The 18,641-nt window shown below is 49.6% G+C and carries 20 protein-coding genes; 6 read left to right on the top strand and 14 right to left on the bottom strand.

Annotated elements, in window-relative coordinates:
• Positions 1-13 precede the first annotated feature (13 nt).
• A complete protein-coding gene (citC, locus tag D9741_RS19480) occupies positions 14-1,072 on the bottom strand; it encodes a [citrate (pro-3S)-lyase] ligase (RefSeq protein WP_130206465.1) in 1,059 nt (352 codons plus the stop codon).
• A gap of 378 nt (positions 1,073-1,450) precedes the next feature.
• Between citC and dpiB the strand changes: the two genes are divergently transcribed.
• Complete coding sequence (gene dpiB / locus D9741_RS19475; protein WP_130219425.1) at positions 1,451-3,109, top strand: sensor histidine kinase DpiB; 1,659 nt, start codon at positions 1,451-1,453, stop codon at positions 3,107-3,109.
• Complete coding sequence (gene dpiA, locus D9741_RS19470) at positions 3,078-3,758, top strand: two-component response regulator DpiA (protein WP_130206469.1); 681 nt, start codon at positions 3,078-3,080, stop codon at positions 3,756-3,758. The genes dpiB and dpiA overlap by 32 nt, the downstream gene beginning before the upstream one ends.
• A gap of 38 nt (positions 3,759-3,796) precedes the next feature.
• Here the strand turns inward: dpiA and dcuC are convergent, their stop codons facing one another.
• Entirely contained in the window at positions 3,797-5,182 is a 1,386-nt protein-coding gene (gene dcuC / locus D9741_RS19465; RefSeq protein ID WP_130219427.1) for an anaerobic C4-dicarboxylate transporter DcuC, read from the bottom strand.
• Between the two features lie 560 nt (positions 5,183-5,742).
• Here dcuC and pagP point away from each other — a divergent pair.
• A complete protein-coding gene (gene pagP / locus D9741_RS19460; protein WP_130219463.1) occupies positions 5,743-6,303 on the top strand; it encodes a lipid IV(A) palmitoyltransferase PagP in 561 nt (186 codons plus the stop codon).
• A 174-nt stretch (positions 6,304-6,477) separates the two neighbouring features.
• Positions 6,478-6,687: a transcription antiterminator/RNA stability regulator CspE gene (cspE, locus tag D9741_RS19455; protein ID WP_000034825.1), complete on the top strand. Its 210-nt coding sequence runs from the start codon at positions 6,478-6,480 to the stop codon at positions 6,685-6,687.
• A gap of 53 nt (positions 6,688-6,740) precedes the next feature.
• Here the strand turns inward: cspE and crcB are convergent, their stop codons facing one another.
• Positions 6,741-7,124 (bottom strand): fluoride efflux transporter CrcB, encoded by a 384-nt coding sequence (gene crcB, locus D9741_RS19450; RefSeq protein ID WP_130206475.1) that lies wholly within the window; start codon positions 7,122-7,124, stop codon positions 6,741-6,743.
• Positions 7,125-7,216: 92 nt separating this feature from the next.
• Between crcB and D9741_RS19445 the strand changes: the two genes are divergently transcribed.
• Together D9741_RS19445 and tatE are read left to right on the top strand one after the other, a co-directional pair.
• The gene (locus tag D9741_RS19445; RefSeq protein WP_130219429.1) at positions 7,217-8,005 is read left to right on the top strand and encodes a deaminated glutathione amidase; all 789 of its coding nucleotides are present in this window, start codon (positions 7,217-7,219) and stop codon (positions 8,003-8,005) included.
• A gap of 128 nt (positions 8,006-8,133) precedes the next feature.
• A complete protein-coding gene (gene tatE / locus D9741_RS19440) occupies positions 8,134-8,337 on the top strand; it encodes a twin-arginine translocase subunit TatE (protein ID WP_064528973.1) in 204 nt (67 codons plus the stop codon).
• 99 nt (positions 8,338-8,436) lie between these two features.
• Here tatE and lipA read toward each other — a convergent pair whose 3' ends face one another.
• The 11 genes from lipA to nadD all read right to left on the bottom strand — a co-directional run bounded on the left by lipA (position 8,437) and on the right by nadD (position 18,640).
• Positions 8,437-9,402 carry a lipoyl synthase gene (gene lipA / locus D9741_RS19435; protein WP_000042625.1) on the bottom strand — a complete coding sequence of 322 codons (966 nt, stop codon included), beginning with the start codon at positions 9,400-9,402 and terminating at the stop codon, positions 8,437-8,439.
• A 302-nt stretch (positions 9,403-9,704) separates the two neighbouring features.
• Positions 9,705-10,346, bottom strand: coding sequence for a lipoyl(octanoyl) transferase LipB (gene lipB / locus D9741_RS19430; protein ID WP_130206479.1), 642 nt, complete (start codon positions 10,344-10,346; stop codon positions 9,705-9,707).
• A 99-nt stretch (positions 10,347-10,445) separates the two neighbouring features.
• Positions 10,446-10,709 (bottom strand): DUF493 family protein YbeD, encoded by a 264-nt coding sequence (gene ybeD / locus D9741_RS19425; RefSeq protein WP_130206481.1) that lies wholly within the window; start codon positions 10,707-10,709, stop codon positions 10,446-10,448.
• Positions 10,710-10,818: 109 nt separating this feature from the next.
• Positions 10,819-12,030 carry a D-alanyl-D-alanine carboxypeptidase DacA gene (dacA, locus tag D9741_RS19420; protein WP_064528971.1) on the bottom strand — a complete coding sequence of 404 codons (1,212 nt, stop codon included), beginning with the start codon at positions 12,028-12,030 and terminating at the stop codon, positions 10,819-10,821.
• 140 nt (positions 12,031-12,170) lie between these two features.
• A complete protein-coding gene (gene rlpA, locus D9741_RS19415; RefSeq protein ID WP_130219431.1) occupies positions 12,171-13,259 on the bottom strand; it encodes an endolytic peptidoglycan transglycosylase RlpA in 1,089 nt (362 codons plus the stop codon).
• A 9-nt stretch (positions 13,260-13,268) separates the two neighbouring features.
• Positions 13,269-14,381, bottom strand: coding sequence for a peptidoglycan glycosyltransferase MrdB (gene mrdB, locus D9741_RS19410; RefSeq protein WP_000131717.1), 1,113 nt, complete (start codon positions 14,379-14,381; stop codon positions 13,269-13,271).
• A gap of 2 nt (positions 14,382-14,383) precedes the next feature.
• The gene (gene mrdA, locus D9741_RS19405; RefSeq protein ID WP_130219433.1) at positions 14,384-16,285 is read right to left on the bottom strand and encodes a peptidoglycan DD-transpeptidase MrdA; all 1,902 of its coding nucleotides are present in this window, start codon (positions 16,283-16,285) and stop codon (positions 14,384-14,386) included.
• A gap of 30 nt (positions 16,286-16,315) precedes the next feature.
• Positions 16,316-16,783, bottom strand: a complete 468-nt coding sequence (gene rlmH / locus D9741_RS19400; protein WP_000776104.1) for a 23S rRNA (pseudouridine(1915)-N(3))-methyltransferase RlmH — start codon at positions 16,781-16,783, stop codon at positions 16,316-16,318.
• Positions 16,784-16,786: 3 nt separating this feature from the next.
• Positions 16,787-17,104: a ribosome silencing factor gene (gene rsfS, locus D9741_RS19395; protein ID WP_001161662.1), complete on the bottom strand. Its 318-nt coding sequence runs from the start codon at positions 17,102-17,104 to the stop codon at positions 16,787-16,789.
• A gap of 259 nt (positions 17,105-17,363) precedes the next feature.
• Entirely contained in the window at positions 17,364-17,975 is a 612-nt protein-coding gene (locus D9741_RS19390) for an adenosylcobalamin/alpha-ribazole phosphatase (protein WP_130219465.1), read from the bottom strand.
• Between the two features lie 23 nt (positions 17,976-17,998).
• Positions 17,999-18,640 carry a nicotinate-nucleotide adenylyltransferase gene (gene nadD, locus D9741_RS19385; protein WP_064528967.1) on the bottom strand — a complete coding sequence of 214 codons (642 nt, stop codon included), beginning with the start codon at positions 18,638-18,640 and terminating at the stop codon, positions 17,999-18,001.
• Position 18,641: the final 1 nt, after the last annotated feature.

Here is an 18,641-nt window from a genome sequence, read left to right as displayed (position 1 = left end):
TTTCACCTGTTTCTTATGCGGGGGTCTTTTGACGAACTGCCGCGTCCTGGCGGGCGTGTTCAAGCAGATTCTGCAAGTAATGCAGAGTGGGTGCCGGGACCAGTGGCGCGATAGCCGTGAGATCGTTTTTCACCAGCAGTTGACGTACCCGGGAAGCGGATATCGGCAGTTCCTGGTAACGCAGTCGCTCAATTTCAACCAGTTCGATGGGCGGTGCGGAGATGGTCGGTGTTTCCAGCCAGTAGCGCATATCCTGGTTGTACTGGGCGGTCACGCGACAAATGGGTTCAGTACCAACAAAGCGGTGAGTAACGCCCAGCGCGGGCGCGAGGTACTGACGGAAAATTTTCAGGTCAATTTCGGTGTAACAATGGTTGATGACGCTCTGTTCTTTAATGAAGTAGCAGGGGAACGTGGCGCGGGAGATGATGTACTCGGAGCCGCGATGCACGGTCAGACGCGGAATATCGGCGGTGCCTTTTAACACCAGATCTAACCGGTCGTCATAGGGAAAGCGTGAAGAATCTTCTTTAACTAAAAATAGATGCAGCCAGTCGCACTGTGCCGCAGCTTGTTGAATCAGATAACGGTGGCCGTTAGTAAAGGGATTGGCGTTCATGACGATACAGCCAATCTTCTTCCCTTCATGACGGAATTTCTTCAGCGATTCGGCATAGCGTTTCAGACGTGTGGCGCTATTTTCCATTAACACCATCACGCCAGGTACGCTGGTTAACGTGTAGAAACCGCACTGACGGAACAGCGCCTCGTATTCGGTTTTGGTATAAATAAACAGATGCGTGCTGTGCCGTTCATAGGCGAGGTTTATCAGTTCGGTGGCTAATGTCAGCGCCAGTCCTTCACCGCGAACTGATTCACTAATAGCGACGCACTTAATGATATTTCCGGCAATTCCGCCGCAGGCAATAAGGCGGTCGTTACGGGTTACGGTAATAAATACCTCGACCGTGGTGTCAACACTCAAATCATTTTCATGCAGAAAGTGGGTAATTTCCGCCATCTTTTTATTTTCTGAACGTTTTACCCGGGTGAAAATATCATTGCCGAACATAATAAATAGTATCCTGAAGGTGTATGTTGTTATCGGGTTGCAACAAATGTTGTTCGATGTAGCAAATTGATAACCTTTTATTTTCAGTTGAGAGAAAGGGCTGTGAGTGAGGTATTTCTGTTTCTCCTTTCGCCATACATCCTAAGGAGTATTGCATCGTGAAATTTTGATTTATTTCACATAGAGTTAGTGGTTTTTTATTTATTTAATGGTTTTAAGTTTTTTAATTAATGTAATTACGAATTGACCCATAGGTTTAATTGATTTAATTGATTTAATGAATGAAATTTGTCACGATCATATTTGATATTTATAAATCGAGATTCAACATTTTAATTACATCCGCCAAAAAACAGGGCTTACCCCGCAAGGAAAACAATGTTGCAGCTTAATGAGAATAAACAGTTTGCTTTTTTCCAACGACTGGCGTTCCCGCTGCGTATTTTTTTGCTGATTTTGGTGTTCTCGATATTTGTCATCGCTGCGCTGGCGCAATATTTTACCGCCAGCTTTGAGGACTATTTAACGCTTCATGTTCGTGATATGGCAATGAATCAAGCGAAAATTATTGCCTCCAATGACAGTATCATCACTGCAGTGAAAACGCGTGACTACAAACGACTGGCTACTATTGCCAACAAATTGCAAAGAGATACCGACTTCGATTATGTGGTGATTGGTGACCGGGATTCGATCCGCCTTTACCATCCTAATCCGGAAAAGATTGGTTACCCCATGCAGTTTACCAAACCGGGAGCGCTGGAAAGAGGGGAGAGTTACTTCATCACCGGCAAAGGGTCGATAGGTATGGCAATGCGCGCCAAAACGCCGATCTTTGATGACGATGGCAAAGTCATTGGCGTGGTGTCGGTGGGGTATCTGGTAAGTAAAATCGATAGCTGGCGGGCAGAGTTTTTATTACCGATGGTGGGCGTGTTTGTCGTGCTGTTAGGCATTCTGATGCTGCTGTCGTGGTTCTTAGCTGCGCATATCCGCCGCCAGATGATGGGGATGGAACCAAAGCAGATTGCGCGCGTGGTCCGCCAGCAAGAGGCGCTTTTTAGTTCGGTTTATGAAGGGCTGATTGCGGTGGACCCGTATGGGCATATTACTGCCATCAACCGCAACGCAAGAAAAATGTTGGGGCTGAGTTCCCCCGGACGGCAGTGGCTGGGCAGACCTATTGCAGAGGTTGTTAGACCGGCTGATTTTTTTACCGAACAAATTGATGAAAAACGTCAGGATGTGGTGGCGAATTTTAATGGCCTGAGCGTTATTGCTAACCGTGAAGCTATTCGTTCTGGTGATGATTTGCTAGGTGCAATTATTAGTTTTCGTAGTAAAGACGAAATATCTACCCTTAATGCGCAACTGACGCAAATTAAACAATATGTTGAAAGCCTGCGCACACTACGTCATGAACATCTCAATTGGATGTCTACGCTCAATGGTCTGTTGCAGATGAAAGAGTATGATCGTGTGCTGGCGATGGTTCAGGGGGAGTCCCAGGCTCAGCAGCAACTTATTGATAGTCTGCGTGAAGCATTTGCCGATCGCCAGGTGGCGGGGCTTCTTTTTGGTAAAGTGCAGCGCGCCCGGGAGCTGGGGCTAAAAATGACGATTGTTCCAGGCAGCCAACTTTCACAACTACCGCAAGGGCTGGACAGCACTGAATTTGCGGCGATAGTGGGCAACTTACTCGATAATGCCTTCGAAGCCAGTCTGCATAGTGATAAAGGGAATAAGACCGTCGAATTATACCTGAGCGATGAAGGCGACGACGTGGTAATCGAAGTGGCCGATCAGGGCTGCGGCATTCCAGAGTCTCTTCGCGACAAAATATTTGAGCAGGGCGTCAGTACGCGTGCTGATGAACCCGGTGAGCATGGCATTGGGTTGTATCTTATTGCCAGCTATGTAACGCGCTGCGGTGGAGTTATTACTCTCGAAGAGAATGATCCCTGCGGTACTTTATTTTCAATCTATATTCCGAAAGTGAAACCTGATGACAGCTCCATTAACCCTATTGATCGTTGAGGACGAAACACCGTTGGCAGAAATGCATGCGGAATATATTCGTCACATTCCCGGCTTCAGTCAGATATTGCTGGCGGGAAACCTGGCGCAGGCCCGAATGATGATCGAGCGTTTTAAGCCGGGGCTTATCTTGCTGGATAACTATCTCCCTGATGGTAGAGGCATTAATTTGTTGCATGAGTTGGTGCAGACGCATTACCCCGGCGATGTGGTGTTTACCACTGCCGCCAGCGATATGGAAACGGTATCTGAGGCTGTGCGCTGCGGTGTGTTTGATTATTTAATCAAGCCAATCGCTTATGAGCGTCTGGGGCAGACATTAACTCGTTATCGCCAGCGTAGACACATGCTGGAAAGTATTGATAGCGCCAGTCAGAAGCAAATTGATGAGATGTTCAACGCTTACGCTCGCGGTGAACCAAAGGATGAGCTGCCAACTGGCATTGACGCGTTGACGCTAAACGCAGTGAGAAAACTGTTCAAGGAGCCAGGTGTGCAACATACGGCTGAGACAGTAGCGCAGGCTTTGACCATAAGCCGCACCACCGCGAGACGTTATCTTGAATATTGCGCCAGCCGACATCTGATCATCGCCGAGATTGTTCACGGCAAAGTCGGCCGGCCGCAGCGCATTTACCACAGCGGATGAAGAGAGTGCCGGAGGATGCGTTCCTCCGGCCTGGGAAATTACTTACCAGCAACCGCGGCGGTAGTACCGGGCACCATCAACTCTGTAGCCACAATGACAATCACCAGCCCAACAAGCACCGGCACCGAGGTGCGTTTAACCACTTCAAAAGGTGATATTTTAGCCATTCCCGCAACGGCAACCACCACGCCAGAGACTGGCGAAAGCGTGCGCCCCAGGTTTGACGCCTGCAGCATCGGGATTGTCAGGTACGCCGGGTTAATGCCGGAAGAGTGTGCCAGTTTCGGGATCATCTCAACAAAGGCATAGAAAGGCGCATTGCCGGAACCCGTGGTGACTGCTGCCAGCATTGTCAGGATAACCAGCACCAGCATCAGGATAATGCTCGCCGAACCGAACGAGGTGGCGATTGAGATCAGGCTCTGGATAAAGCCGATGGTGCTAAGGCCCTGAGCAAAAACCCCTGCGGCAACTAATAACATGACTACGTTAGCGAAGGCATCAGCCATGCCACGGTAAGCTACCTCGAGGCCCGAAAAGACTTTTTGCGTATTAAAGCCGCGAAGAAATTCCAGAACAGAGGCAATCAGCATACAGATCACCAGAATGGTGATGATGTGCAATTGCGGACCCCATTTGCCGTCAAAAAATAGCACGCCAATGATCGGTGTAAACGGCAGAATGGCGTAAAACGCGGGCGCGGTGGTTGTGATTTCGCTGACATCTAACATTTCATGAGAGATGTGCTCTTTTTTGTCCAGATAACGCTGCCAGAAAAAGTGGGCAATCGCCATGCCGATAATCGCGGCAATTGAGATAGGAAGTGTTGTTTTGAAGGCGAAGTCAATCAGCGGCATTTCAGAAGCCTGTGCTGCCAGCACCACATCACCAGATGTTGGTGCGAGAATAATTGCTGCTGGTGAGGCACAAATGGCAGCTGCCGCGCCGCGACTGATACCAACGTTCACCATCACCGGGAACAACGTTGCCATCAGTAAAACGCCAAGACCGGTTGCGGAAGAGACTGCCAGTGACATCAGACAGGCGACAAAGTAGGCGGCAATCATCAGCAGGTAAGGGGAGTTAATGTACTGCAGCGGTTTTGATGCCAGTTTGACAACCATATCGTTCGCGCCAATGTGGGTCATGTAAGCGGCAAAGCCACACAGCATCATGATCATCATGCCGAGATCGCCGCCACGGCTCATCAGTAATATTTTAATGTATTCAACGATATCTGTGGCGTTGTAGCCAGTGGAAGTCTGGCTGGAGGGTAAAACTTTGTGTCCCATTATAGCGCTGATGATCAGCAGTAGCAGGCCGCCAACAAATAGCACCCCGGTGGCGGAATACCCTTTAATGATGTAGCGAGCTACACCCACAATAACGACAACCCCAATAAGGAGTTCAATAAATGTCTGCATATTCTTTCCTGTCTCCAGAATCTACAATAAATAATAAAAAAGTCCTAAAATAAGAAAAAAATATGCCGAATAAATTGACATCGGATGCTGATTGAAATCAAGAAAGCTGTCATTAAGACATTGATGTTGTTGTTTTTATACCTGGATAACAAAATTTATTTTAGGGGGAGTAATTACAACATAACGATGTTTATAAACTGATGAATAATTGATGCGATTTTGTTAATTGTTTTATGGTGTTTTGTCCGTCCAAAAAATAATCTTGTATGCGTATCATGTGGCAATGCAAACAATGATTTTATTGATGGTTTATTGTATCTAATTGAAAGTTAAGTGAATGATAAATATTTTTATGGGTGTGACTTTTATTTGCATGAGTTGTTCTTTAGCTGAAAATATTTCTTAGTCTCCGGAATAGTCCGATGGTTTTATTAGTAAATTTCATGAAATAAATTTTTCAGGCGCTCGAATTATTCTTTATGTTTGCCTTGTTAAGGTTGTATTTATTTTTCTTTGGCTATGCTGGTAATATATTTTTGATAAGTTTTCTGTGGTTGCTAATGGGCGCTAGTAAATGTGTTACCGTATTTTCCTTTACTTTTATTCAGTTAATCAGCATTGAAGAAGTTTCTGCTAGTGCAGAGCAATGGATTGCGACATTTAAAGATAATGTCGCAGAAACCAGGCAGCGGCCAGAACATTATGATCTGTATATTCCCGCCATTACCTGGCATGCACGTTTCGCTTATGACAAAGAAAAAACCGATCGCTATAACGAAAGACCGTGGGGTGGCGGTTTTGGTCAGTCACGTTGGGATGAGAAAGGCAACTGGCACGGTTTGTACGCGATGGCGTTTAAGGATTCGTGGAATAAATGGGAGCCCATTGCCGGATACGGTTGGGAAAGTACCTGGCGACCGCTTGCCGATGAAAACTTTCATGTCGGTCTGGGATTCACCGCTGGTGTGACGGCGCGTGATAACTGGAACTACATACCTGTTCCGCTGATACTGCCATTGGCTTCTGTGGGCTATGGCCCTGCGACTTTTCAGATGACCTATATCCCTGGCACTTACAACAACGGCAATGTTTACTTTGCCTGGATGCGGTTTCAGTTTTAGACAAGTCACGTTTTAATAAAAGCCTTAAAAATCAGTGTGTAATGAAATTAACATCAAAAATAACGCGACTTTTATCACTTTTTAGTAAAGTTGCACTGGACAAAGCGTACCACAATTGGTGTACTGGTAACCGACACAGCATTTGTGTCTATTTTTCATGTAAAGGTAATTTTGATGTCTAAGATTAAAGGTAACGTTAAGTGGTTTAATGAGTCCAAAGGATTCGGTTTCATTACTCCGGAAGACGGCAGCAAAGATGTGTTCGTACACTTCTCTGCAATCCAGACTAATGGTTTTAAAACTCTTGCTGAAGGTCAGCGCGTAGAGTTCGAAATCACTAACGGTGCCAAAGGCCCTTCTGCTGCAAACGTAATCGCTCTGTAAGATACGTCAGCAAGAATTCAAAACCCGCTTATTCAGCGGGTTTTTTTTGGTCTTCAGTGTGCGGTTGATGCTGAAAATAGCCAAAAAGCCAGTGCGGTCATGGCAAAGGAACCTAACAGGTTAACGAAGACGTTCAGTAGCGCCCAGCCAAAACGCCCCTCCTGCAATAAAAACACCACTTCTGCCGAAAATGTTGAGAAGGTCGTTAGCCCGCCACAAAAACCAGTGGTGATTAATACTTTCCACACCGGATCGATATTAGTCATGCGGCTAAACCAGGCAAACCCCATTCCTATGATAAATGCCCCAATCAGGTTTGCTGCCAGAGTTCCGAGTGGAATAGCCTGGTGCAGTGGGTTAAACCGCATACTTAACATCCATCTCGCCACGCTTCCCGTACCACCACCAATAAAAACTGCTAAAAGGAGTTGTAACACAGCTAAATCCTGCTATTTGATTTGTATGAGTGATAAGTTTAACGCCGAATATTCGTCGTTGGCGAATTTTACAACTCTGACAGGAGGTGGCAATGCTGGTTGCCGCAGGACAATTTGCTGTTACATCAATATGGGAAAAGAACGCTGAGATTTGCGCCTCGTTAATGGCACAGGCGGCGGAAAACGACGTATCGCTGTTTGTCCTGCCGGAAGCGCTTCTGGCGCGCGACGATCTTGACCCGAATTTGTCAGTTAAATCGGCACAGTTGCTGGAAGGGGAATTCCTCGGACGTTTACTGCGGGAAAGTAAACGTAACATGATGACGACGATTCTGACGATTCATGTTCCCTCAACCCCTGGGCGCGCGTGGAATATGCTGGTGGCGCTGCAGGCGGGGAAAATTGTCGCCCATTATGCCAAATTGCATCTCTATGATGCGTTTGCCATTCAGGAATCGCGCCATGTGGATGCAGGTGATGAAATAGCCCCTTTACTGGAGGTTGAAGGCATGAAAGTGGGGCTGATGACCTGCTATGATTTACGCTTTCCAGAGTTGGCATTAGCCCTGGCATTACAGGGGGCGGAAATCCTGATCCTGCCAGCGGCCTGGGTTCGCGGGCCACTCAAAGAGCACCACTGGTCAACCTTGCTAGCCGCTCGTGCTCTGGATACCACCTGTTATATGGTGGCAGCGGGGGAGTGCGGGAACAAAAATATCGGGCAAAGCCGGATTATAGATCCCTTTGGCGTCACCATTGCGGCAGCGGCAGAAATGCCAGCGTTCATTATGGCGGAAGTGACGCCCGAACGTGTGCGTCAGGTGCGCGCGCAACTTCCCGTCTTAAACAACCGTCGCTTTGCGCCGCCGCAATTATTATGATGTTTTTTTACTCGGCGCTTGATTCACCTTGTTACAGATTGCTATTGTGTGCGCGCGTCGAATGACCGTTAATATTCTCTGGTTTTTAAGGCGCGTTCTGTTGCCAGTTTTATGTCAAGAAGGTATCTATGGGTGAGATTAGTATTACCAAACTGCTGGTAGTTGCGGCGCTGGTCGTTCTGCTGTTTGGGACTAAGAAGTTACGTACGCTGGGCGGAGACCTGGGAGCGGCCATTAAAGGGTTCAAGAAAGCGATGAATGATGATGACGCTGCGGCTAAAAAAGGCGCAGACGTTGATATTCAGGCTGAAAAGCTCTCTCATAAAGAGTGACGTGGCGAGCAGGACGCTCCCTCAATATCTTGTTCGATAAAAAACCCCGCTTCAGAAAGCGGGTTTTTTATCAGACAGATGTAAGCAATTATTACGCGATTACTTAACTTCCATCCCCTTCGCCTGCAAGTCGGCGTGGTACGAAGAGCGGACAAACGGACCGCATGCAGCATGGGTAAAGCCCATCGCCAGCGCTTCGGCCTTCATTTCATCAAACTCATCCGGGCTAACGTAGCGTTGTACCGGCAGGTGATGGCGGCTTGGCTGCAGATATTGCCCCAGTGTCAACATGGTTACACCATGGCGGCGCAGATCGCGCATGACTTCAATAATCTCTTCATTGGTTTCACCCAGTCCCACCATCAAACCGGATTTGGTCGGGATCTCCGGATGCGCTTCTTTAAAGCGTTCCAATAGTTTTAGCGACCAGTTGTAATCTGCACCCGGGCGTACCTGACGGTAAATACGCGGTACGTTTTCCAGGTTGTGGTTGAACACGTCTGGCGGCGTGGCGGTCAGAATATCCAGCGCGCGATCCATACGACCACGGAAATCCGGCACCAGAGTTTCGATTTTGATTTCCGGGCTTTTTTCCCGGATGGCAGTAATGCAATCCGCAAAGTGCTGGGCTCCGCCATCGCGCAGGTCATCGCGGTCAACGGAGGTGATAACCACATAACGCAGCGCCATATCAGCAATGGTCTGCGCCAGTTTTACCGGCTCGTTGGCATCCGGGGCGACCGGGCGACCGTGGGCAACGTCACAGAACGGACAACGGCGCGTACAAATGGCGCCGAGGATCATAAACGTTGCTGTGCCGTGGTTGAAGCATTCTGCCAGGTTAGGGCAGGAGGCTTCCTCACAGACAGAATGCAGGCCATTTTTGCGCATTGCGGCTTTGATGCCCTGGATACGGGTAGAGTCCGCGGGAAGCTTGATTTTCATCCATTCCGGCTTGCGCAGCAGGGCTTCGCGCTCTGTTGCCACGTTTTTAACCGGGATAAGGGCCATCTTATCGGCATCGCGGTATTTAACACCGCGTTCCATCACAATGGGTTTACTCATAGCGTGCGTGTTCCAGTTGCGAATTACGAAGGAAAGCGTTTCAATTCAATGGATTGTTGTAATTATCAACTATTTTTGAATTAACGACTGGCAGTATATCATTGAAACGGCCCAGAAAGCAGCCAAAGCGGTCGCGAAAATGTAAAATTGTTGTTGGTTTGTGCCATTTTATCGTTCTGCGCTGTGAACGCTATGTAACGATACTTTTTCAAAACACATTCGATAGCATCAGTTCCCCGCGAAGCGCTGGAACACGCTGAATGCAATGACCCAATATGATTTGGGTCATTAATGAGGGGGAATTAAGCAGGGATATATTCTACGTCAGGATTTTTGAGTAGCGCTAAAATATTTGCCAGTAAGCGTGGTGCAATATTATCGGTGGTCGCATCAGGTTTCCATTGTGATATTTTTGCCATTTCCATCCCGGCATAACCACAAGGGTTGATACGTAAAAATGGCGAAAGATCCATATTGACGTTTAATGCCAGACCGTGGAATGAACAGCCGCGGCGAATACGCAATCCGAGCGAACAAATTTTCTTTTCCCCAACGTAGACACCTGGAGCATCAGCCCGAGGGTGCGCTTCAATATCCAGCTCGGCCAGGGTATTCACCACCGTTTGTTCGAGCAAGGTCACCAGTTCACGCACGCCCAGCTTCCTGCGTTTGAGGTTAAGCAACACATACATCACCTGTTGCCCCGGCCCGTGATAAGTTACCTGGCCGCCGCGATCGCTCTGGATCACCGGAATATCACCCGGCATTAAAATATGTTCCGCTTTACCTGCTTGTCCCTGGGTAAATACAGGATGGTGTTCAACCAACCAGATTTCATCAAGGGTATTTTCATCACGGGTATCGGTGAATTCATGCATAGCCTGAGAAATAGGCTCGTAAGGCTGAAGGCCGAGCTGGCGGACAAGAATTTTATCCTGATACAAAACGGCATCTCCGTGGAGAATGAGTAAAAGTGGGGAAAATTATATCACAGCGAGGGGAGGGGAGTTACCCGACCAGAGGCCGGGTAACGGAGAAGCGAATTACAGAACCATACGGACGATATCGATTTTGCCCAGTTCTTCGTACAGAGTTTCAACCTGCTCGATATGAGTGGCGTTGATAGTGATAGATACCGAGTGGTAGTTGCCTTTGCTGCTTGGTTTTACCGTTGGGTTGTAGTCACCTGGCGCATGGCGCTGTACCACTTCAACCACCTGATCAACCAGCTCAGGTAACGCCTGCCCCATTACTTTGTAGGTAAAAGGAGTAGGGAATTCAAGCAGTTCGTTAAGTTTGGTTTTCATGTCAGCTCCGGCGTAACGTAATTAAATAGCAACTCCCGCCAGAGGGCGGGAGTTTTTTACTGATACTTAGTATATGGGGGCGGAAATTACACTTTCAAGTGTTCATTTTTTAGCCGAACCAGTGATGGAACATTAATTTAATGTAATCAATGATTTTGCCGAAGAAGTTACCTTCCGGAATTTCCTGTAACACCACCAGCGGGCGCTGTTCGATAGTTTTGCCATCAAGCTGGAAGTTGATGGTGCCAACGACCTGGTTCTTTTGCAGCGGCGCATGCAGTTCACTGCTGTTCAGCACGTAGCTGGCTTTCAGGTCTTTCATGCGGCCACGCGGAATGGTCAGGTAAACGTCTTTATCAACCCCTAACGAAGCGCGGTCAGTATTACCAAACCATACCGGTTCAGAGGCGAACTCTTTGCCAACTTTCAGCGGGTTAACCGTTTCGAAGAAACGGAAGCCCCAGGTCAGCAGTTTTTTACTTTCGGTTTCACGGCCTTTGAACGTGCGTCCACCCATGACTGCGGAGATCAGACGCATCTGACCTTCCGTTGCGGAGGCGACAAGGTTGTAGCCCGCCTTATCAGTATGGCCAGTTTTGATACCGTCGACATTCAGGCTGTTATCCCATAGCAGGCCGTTACGGTTGAGCTGGCGAATACCGTTAAAGGTAAACTCTTTCTCTTTATAGATAGCGTATTCGTTAGGTACATCACGAATCAGGGCCTGACCGATCAGCGCCATATCACGCGCGGAGCTGTACTGACCGTCAGCGTCCAGACCGTGTACAGTCTGGAAGTGGGTATTTTTCAGGCCCAGGGCGTTAACGTAACTGTTCATCAGACCAACGAAAGCATCCTGGCTACCGGCGGCGAAGTCAGCCATGGCAACACAAGCATCGTTACCAGATTGCAGGTTGATACCACGGATAAGCTGAGAAACCGGTACCTGCATGCCAGGTTTGAGGAACATCAGCGAAGAACCTCTGAACACCGGGTTACCGGTGGCCCAGGCGTCATTGCCGATGGTCACTAAATCAGATTCTTTGAATTTACCTGCTTTCATTGCCTGGCCGATAACGTAGCTGGTCATCATTTTGGTCAGACTTGCAGGGTCGCGACGGACATCCGCATTTTGCTCGGCGAGCACTTTGCCGGAGTTATAGTCGATCAGGATGTAAGACTCCGCGTCGATCTGCGGTACACCCGGGATCATGGTTTTGATATTCAGGTCATCGGCATGTGCAGCAGAGATAAAGGCTGTGCAAAGAGCCGTGGTGAGCGCCAGGCGCTTCATGATACGAGCGGAAAAAATGGTATTCATGGTCTGAACTACGACATCCGTGATGGAATTTAAAATAAGTGCCCTACTATAGCAAATGCACTACCGCCAGGCATCTGACTTTCCGCGTGACTTTGTTAACGTCATTTACAGAAATTGACATTTCAGATGCCTGCTTTACGTTATTGCGCGGTGGTAATAAATGACTGTAATTGGGCTTCGGTTTGTAAACGTTGCTGTAAGGCACTGGCTTCAGCTTTGTTGGCGAATGGACCAAGCTGAATACGCCAGACCGCGCCGTTTTGGGTCACGCGACCGGGTACGCCGAACTGTTGTCCCAGTTGCTGTTGATACTGTTGCGCGCGTGCCTGATCGCTAACGGCCCCCACTTGCACCATAAAGTTACCGCTGGCGCTTTGCGAAGCGGCTTGCGGTGTCACCATTGCAGGTGTTGTTGCAGGTGTTGTTGCAGGTGCTGAGACAACGGGCTGTGGTGCAGGCGTCGGTTCGCTGCCTTCCAGTACGCCGGGCGCCAGGGTGGTCGGTGCGCCGAGGAAGCCGCTGCTGGTTACCGGCGCGCCGGTCGGATCTTCGCTTTTCAGCGTCGAGTTGCTGACCGGGAGAATATCACCCTGCGGGACAGACATAGAGTTTGTTCCGCTGCCGCCGTTTAAATCGGGCGGTGCAGGCAGGGCGTAAGTCTGTTTGGCAATGGTAGTACAAGCCATGCCTGGGCCAGAAAATGAACCATCCTGGGCGACGATAATAGGATCGATACGAACTTTTGTATTGTTCGAGGTGTTAAGACGGTCAGCTGCCGCGCGTGAAAGTGAAATCACACGGTCGTTGCCGTAGGGACCGCGATCGTTAATGCGCACCACGATCATCCGCCCGTTAGCCAGGTTGGTGATTCTGGCGTAGCTGGGGATGGGGAGCGTTGGATGCGCCGCCGTCAGCTGCGTTGGATCAAATGCTTCGCCAGATGCCGTCAGATTGCTGCCAGGTTCGGCATCATAAATGGCTGCAAGGCCCGCCTGGCTAAAGCGTGAAGGGTCCTGCACGATTTTGTAGCTTCTGCCGTCGCGCTGATAATCCTGATTTGCCGTCGCGTTCAGTGGTTCGAAACGTGGTTCCGCCCCGCTAATTTCAACTATAGGGCCGTTACATACCGCAGGCTGCGGCACACTTACCGTCTGTTGCTGACCATCATCGCTAGTACATGCCGCGAGCATTCCTGCCGCGATGCAGATCCCGAGCCACTGCTTACGCATTTGCACCTCTTACACGCTTTTCGACAACATTTTCCTGTGGGTGTGGATTGACATCACAATCCCAAACCCAGCCATCAGCACTATGAGCGCCGATCCTCCATAACTGACCAGCGGGAGTGGAACCCCTACAACCGGCAGAATACCGCTTACCATACCAATATTTACGAAGACATAAACGAATAATATCAGCATTAAGCCGCCAGCCATGACGCGACCAAAGGTAGTTTGTGCTCTGGCTGCAATCCACAGTCCGCGCATGATGAGCAGAATATAGAGAGCAAGCAGAATCAAAATACCCACTAATCCCAACTCTTCCGCCAGTACCGCGAAGATAAAATCGGTATGGCGTTCGGGCAGAAATTCAAGCTGTGACTGGGTACCGTGCAGCCAGCCTTTACCGCGTAATCCGCCGGAGCCAATAGCAATTTTAGACTGAATAATGTGATAGCCCGCGCCGAGTGGGTCTGATTCCGGGTCGAGTAGCATCATTACGCGCTGGCGCTGGTAATCATGCATCAGGAAGAACCACAAGATTGGGATAAATGCTGCCACCAGTACCACTGCAACGCCAATCAGGCGCCAGCTAAGTCCGGAGAGAAACAGTACAAACAGACCAGAAAGTGCAACGAGGATTGACGTCCCCAAGTCAGGCTGCGCTGCCACCAGCAACGTGGGCATAAAAATCAGCACCAGCGCGATGGCGGTATTTTTTAACGACGGCGGGCAAACGTCACGGTTGATAAAGCGAGCCACCATGAGCGGCACAGCTATTTTGGCGATTTCCGAGGGCTGGAAACGGACGATACCGAGATCCAGCCAACGTTGAGCGCCTTTGGAGATGGCCCCAAAGGCATCTACCGCTACCAGCAAAATAATACAGATGATATAGAGATAGGGCGCCCAGCCTTCATAAACGCGCGGCGGAATTTGGGCCATCACCACCATAATGACCAGCCCCATCGCGATCTGGCCGATTTTACGCTCCATCATGCCGATGTCCTGGCCGCTGGCGCTCCAGATTACCAGGGCGCTGTAGACCAGTAATGCCAGTAAGATCAGTAGCATTGTGGGATCAAGATGGACTTTATCCCAGAATGTTTTTTTATTCGGATTATCCGTCATGATTAATGGTCCTCCGCAGCAGTAACCGCCGGGTTTTCTGCAGGCAGATCGGTGTTGTTGTCACCAAGCATAATATGGTCGAGGATCTGGCGCATCAGCGTACCGACCGCCGGGCCAGCCCCGCCGTTTTCCAGAATCATAGCGACAGCGACTTGCGGATTGTTATATGGCGCAAACGCGGTCATCAGTTTGTGGTCGCGCAGACGCTCGGCAATTTTGTGCGCATTATAGGTTTCGTTCGCCTTCAGGCCGAAGACCTGCGCGGTACCGGATTTCGCCGCAATTTTGTAGGGCGCGCTGGCAAAGTATTTATGTGCCGTACCGTTAGGACGGTTAGCAACACCAAACATGCCGTCTTTCGCCAGTTCCCAGTAACCAGAATGAATATCGCCTACCGGCGGTTCATGCGGCTGTACCCACGGCACTTGTTTGCCATTTTCGGCGGTGCTCATCAGCAAATGCGGAACCTTCACAATACCGTCGTTAATCAGGATCATCAGTGCTTTGTTCATCTGGATAGGGGTCGCTGTCCAGTACCCCTGACCGATACCGACCGGAATGGTGTCACCCTGATACCACGGTTTTTTAAAGCGTTTCTGTTTCCATTCGCGGGTCGGCATATTACCGGAACGTTCTTCCGACAGGTCGATACCGGTGTAATGACCGTAGCCAAATTTACCCATCCATTCAGAAAGGCGGTCGATGCCCATATCGTAGGCAACCTGATAGAAGAAGGTATCTGCTGACTCTTCCAGCGATTTAGTGACATTCAGGCGACCGTGGCCCCATTTTTTCCAGTCACGATAACGCTTTTCAGACCCCGGCAACTGCCACCATCCAGGATCAAACAGGCTGGTATTACGGGTGATCACCCCTGCACTTAATGCCGAAACCGCCACATAAGGTTTAACCGTCGACGCTGGCGGATAAACCCCCTGCGTGGCACGGTTCACCAGTGGTGTATTCGGGTCGTTCAGCAACGCGGAATAATCTTTGCTGGAGATACCGTCAACAAACAGGTTAGGGTCGTAACTTGGCGTGGAAACCAGCGCCAGCACGCCACCTGTACGCGGATCGGTGACTACAACAGCGGCACGACTGCCCGCCAGCAGTGTTTCAATATACTGCTGGAGCTTGAGATCAATTGTCAGGTAAATATCATGCCCGGCCTGCGGCGATACTTCTTTTAACTGGCGGATGACGCGACCGCGGTTGTTAACTTCAACTTCTTCATAACCCGTCTGGCCGTGCAGAACATCTTCGTAGTAACGTTCAATCCCCAGCTTGCCGATATCATGTGTTGCGGCATAGTTGGCCAGTTTGCCGTCATTATTTAGTCGCTCGACGTCTTTATCGTTAATTTTCGAGACATAACCGATAACGTGGGTCAACGCTGAACCATAGGGATAGTAACGACGTTTATAGCCTTTAACTTCCACACCTGGAAAACGATATTGGTTAACGGCGAAACGCGCCACCTGAACTTCAGTCAGGTTGGTTTTCACCGGAATAGAGGTAAAACGGTGCGAACGTGCACGCTCCTTTCGAAACGCGGCGATATCGTCATCGGTCAGGTCAACCACGCTGCGCAGGGCGTCCAGAGTCTGCTGCACGTTATCGACTTTCTCCGGCATCATCTCTATCTGATAGATAGTTCGGTTGAGCGCCAGAGGGATACCGTTACGGTCGTAGATAATGCCGCGGCTGGGGGCGATAGGCACCAGCTTAATGCGGTTTTCATTAGAACGGGTCTGGTAATCGGTAAAGCGAACAATTTGTAGGTTATACAAGTTGGCGATGAGCACGCCGGTTAGCAGCAAAATCCCCAAAAAGGCGACCAGCGCCCGGCGCACAAACAGCGCGGACTCTGCCGAATAGTCGCGAAAAGAGTTCTGTAATTTCATCCGCTGCGTTTTCTACTTAAGGCTACCATATCACTCACGGTGATAAGGATGGTTGGTGGTAATGCTCCACGCCCGGTACAGACTCTCTGCGACCAGTACGCGAACCAGCGGATGGGGGAGGGTAAGCGCCGAAAGTGACCAGCTTTGTTCTGCCGCCGCTTTACAGGCAGGCGATAACCCTTCCGGCCCGCCAATCAGCAAGCTGACATCGCGGCCATCCAGCTTCCAGCGTTCCAGTTCAGCGGCTAACTGCGGCGTGTCCCAGGGCTTGCCTGGGATATCAAGGGTGACAATGCGGTTTTTACCTGCGGCAGCCAGCATTTGCTCACCCTCTTTGTCGAGTATGCGCTTGATATCCGCGTTCTTGCCGCGTTTTCCCGCCGGAATTTCAATCAGTTCAAAAGGCATATCTTTCGGAAAACGACGCAGGTACTCGGTAAAACCGGTTTGTACCCAGTCCGGCATTTTCGTTCCCACGGCGACAAGTTGCAGCTTCACGCATTAACTCCAGAGTTTTTCCAGCTCATACAGGCGACGGCTCTCTTCCTGCATAACATGGACAATCACATCACCCAGATCGACCACAATCCAGTCGGCGCCGTTTTCACCTTCAACGCCGAGGGGCAATAAACCCGCCGCGCGAGATTCCTGAACCACGTGGTCGGCAATGGACATAACATGACGGCTGGATGTTCCCGTACAGATGATCATACAGTCGGTGATACTGGATTTGCCCTGAACGTCTAAGGCGATGATGTCCTGACCTTTGAGGTCATCAATTTTGTCGATAACAAAATCCTGGAGTGCTTTACCCTGCAAGTTTTCCCCCTGGGTGAAATAAAAAAGATAAAAATGGTCTGTCAGTATACCTGAAGCAGAGGCGATTTCGGGACAAATGTCAGCAAATCGGCTCTTGAAAGTGGGCTATCATCCCACCCCGCGTCACAGATTGCATCGCCATTTTTGTAAAACAATTTCTACAAAGTCGTGTATGGCGGAAAAGTCAGGTTGCGGAGAATATCAGCCTGCCCGGGCCTGTCAATGTCCGTTGCGGCTTACCTGTAAAAAAACAGAAAAGTCATGCATCTTCGCACCAGATGGCACGGCTATTGAGGACACGTAGAGTTGCGAACTCGCCATTGATATCAATGGCGCTCCAGCAGCCCTGGTCTACACGAAAATGCCACATTGCCTCGGGAGGCATGCCGATTAAGCGGGCAATCAACAGGCTCAACACACCCTGGTGGCTAACGATCAATATGTTTTTGTGCTGCTGATACTCACCAAGTCCGGCAATAAACCTTTCTATCCGCTGTGAAAATGCCTGAAAGCCTTCACCGTGAGTAGGGACAGTATGCTGCCAGTCATTGCACCAGGCACTATAGTTTTCGGCATCTTCTTGCATCAGCTCGCGATGATGCCGCATTTCCCAGTCACCAAAAAACATTTCGTTGAGTTCAGGGATGATTTGCACGGGGAATTGACGGTCGTCAAGAACCAGGCGCGCGGTGTGCTGCGCCCGTTCCAGTTCACTGCATAAAACCCTATCGAAGGGAACATCATGTAGCAGGGTATGTAAGCTTTGCGCCTGCGCGATACCGCGCTCCGTAAGTGGTGTAGGCGCATGACCGCTGTATAACCCGTCGACATTCGCTTGCGTTTCACCGTGACGAATTAACCACAGTCGCATCATTCCCTCCGTGACGGCAGATATCAGCGATACAAGCCTTGTTGGTTAATGTAAGTCAGTACCGATTCTGGTAACAATTCCTCACAAGATTCGCCGTTTTGCAAACGTTCGCGGATGATTGTCGCCGAGATGTTGAACCACGGCGTTTCGGCGAGATAAATTTTACCAGCAGGCTGAAGATGCAGATCTTCCGGATTATGCGTCAAATGATCTTCCAGCCACTGCTGGTACTGCGGTTGTGCCATTTCCAGCGGATAACCTGGACGTCGACAGACTATCAAATGTGCATTGTCGAGAATCGTTTCGTATTCATACCAGGTCGGAAAGTTCAGCAGCGAGTCCTGACCGATAATAAACGCCAGCGGCACATCTGGGCCTTGCTCCTGTCGCCACTCTTTTAACGTCTGCGATGTGTAAGAGGGGGCATTACGCTTTAACTCGCGTTCATCAAGGGTAAACAGCGACTTGTCGGCAATCGCCAGTTCAAGCATGTGTTTTCGCTGCACGCTGTTCGCTTCAGGCTGGGGGCGATGCGGAGGAACGTTGTTAGGGATAATCGTTACTCGCGTCAGACCAATCAGATTCGCCAGCGTTTCCACAGGTTTTAGATGGCCATAATGCACCGGGTCGAAGGTGCCGCCAAACAGAGCTTGTAAAGATTTCATA

The sequence above is a fragment of the Escherichia sp. E14V7 genome, from assembly GCF_004212225.1.
GTDB lineage: Bacteria > Pseudomonadota > Gammaproteobacteria > Enterobacterales > Enterobacteriaceae > Escherichia.
Note: the sequence above shows the minus strand (reverse complement) of the source record. Positions and strands in the feature narration are given on the sequence as shown.

Bases quoted from the DNA above. Each gene is read 5' to 3' on its own strand.
- mrdB (WP_000131717.1), bottom strand. From the start codon at position 14,381: ATGACGGATAATCCGAATAAAAAAACATTCTGGGATAAAGTCCATCTT.
- ybeD (WP_130206481.1), bottom strand. From the start codon at position 10,709: ATGAAAACCAAACTTAACGAACTGCTTGAATTCCCTACTCCTTTTACC.
- D9741_RS19390 (WP_130219465.1), bottom strand. From the start codon at position 17,975: ATGCGACTGTGGTTAATTCGTCACGGTGAAACGCAAGCGAATGTCGAC.
- dacA (WP_064528971.1), bottom strand. From the start codon at position 12,030: ATGAATACCATTTTTTCCGCTCGTATCATGAAGCGCCTGGCGCTCACC.
- rlpA (WP_130219431.1), bottom strand. From the start codon at position 13,259: ATGCGTAAGCAGTGGCTCGGGATCTGCATCGCGGCAGGAATGCTCGCG.
- dpiA (WP_130206469.1), top strand. From the start codon at position 3,078: ATGACAGCTCCATTAACCCTATTGATCGTTGAGGACGAAACACCGTTG.
- dcuC (WP_130219427.1), bottom strand. From the start codon at position 5,182: ATGCAGACATTTATTGAACTCCTTATTGGGGTTGTCGTTATTGTGGGT.
- lipA (WP_000042625.1), bottom strand. From the start codon at position 9,402: ATGAGTAAACCCATTGTGATGGAACGCGGTGTTAAATACCGCGATGCC.
- dpiB (WP_130219425.1), top strand. From the start codon at position 1,451: ATGTTGCAGCTTAATGAGAATAAACAGTTTGCTTTTTTCCAACGACTG.
- pagP (WP_130219463.1), top strand. From the start codon at position 5,743: ATGGGCGCTAGTAAATGTGTTACCGTATTTTCCTTTACTTTTATTCAG.
- mrdA (WP_130219433.1), bottom strand. From the start codon at position 16,285: ATGAAATTACAGAACTCTTTTCGCGACTATTCGGCAGAGTCCGCGCTG.
- nadD (WP_064528967.1), bottom strand. From the start codon at position 18,640: ATGAAATCTTTACAAGCTCTGTTTGGCGGCACCTTCGACCCGGTGCAT.
- D9741_RS19445 (WP_130219429.1), top strand. From the start codon at position 7,217: ATGCTGGTTGCCGCAGGACAATTTGCTGTTACATCAATATGGGAAAAG.
- citC (WP_130206465.1), bottom strand. From the start codon at position 1,072: ATGTTCGGCAATGATATTTTCACCCGGGTAAAACGTTCAGAAAATAAA.
- tatE (WP_064528973.1), top strand. From the start codon at position 8,134: ATGGGTGAGATTAGTATTACCAAACTGCTGGTAGTTGCGGCGCTGGTC.
- cspE (WP_000034825.1), top strand. From the start codon at position 6,478: ATGTCTAAGATTAAAGGTAACGTTAAGTGGTTTAATGAGTCCAAAGGA.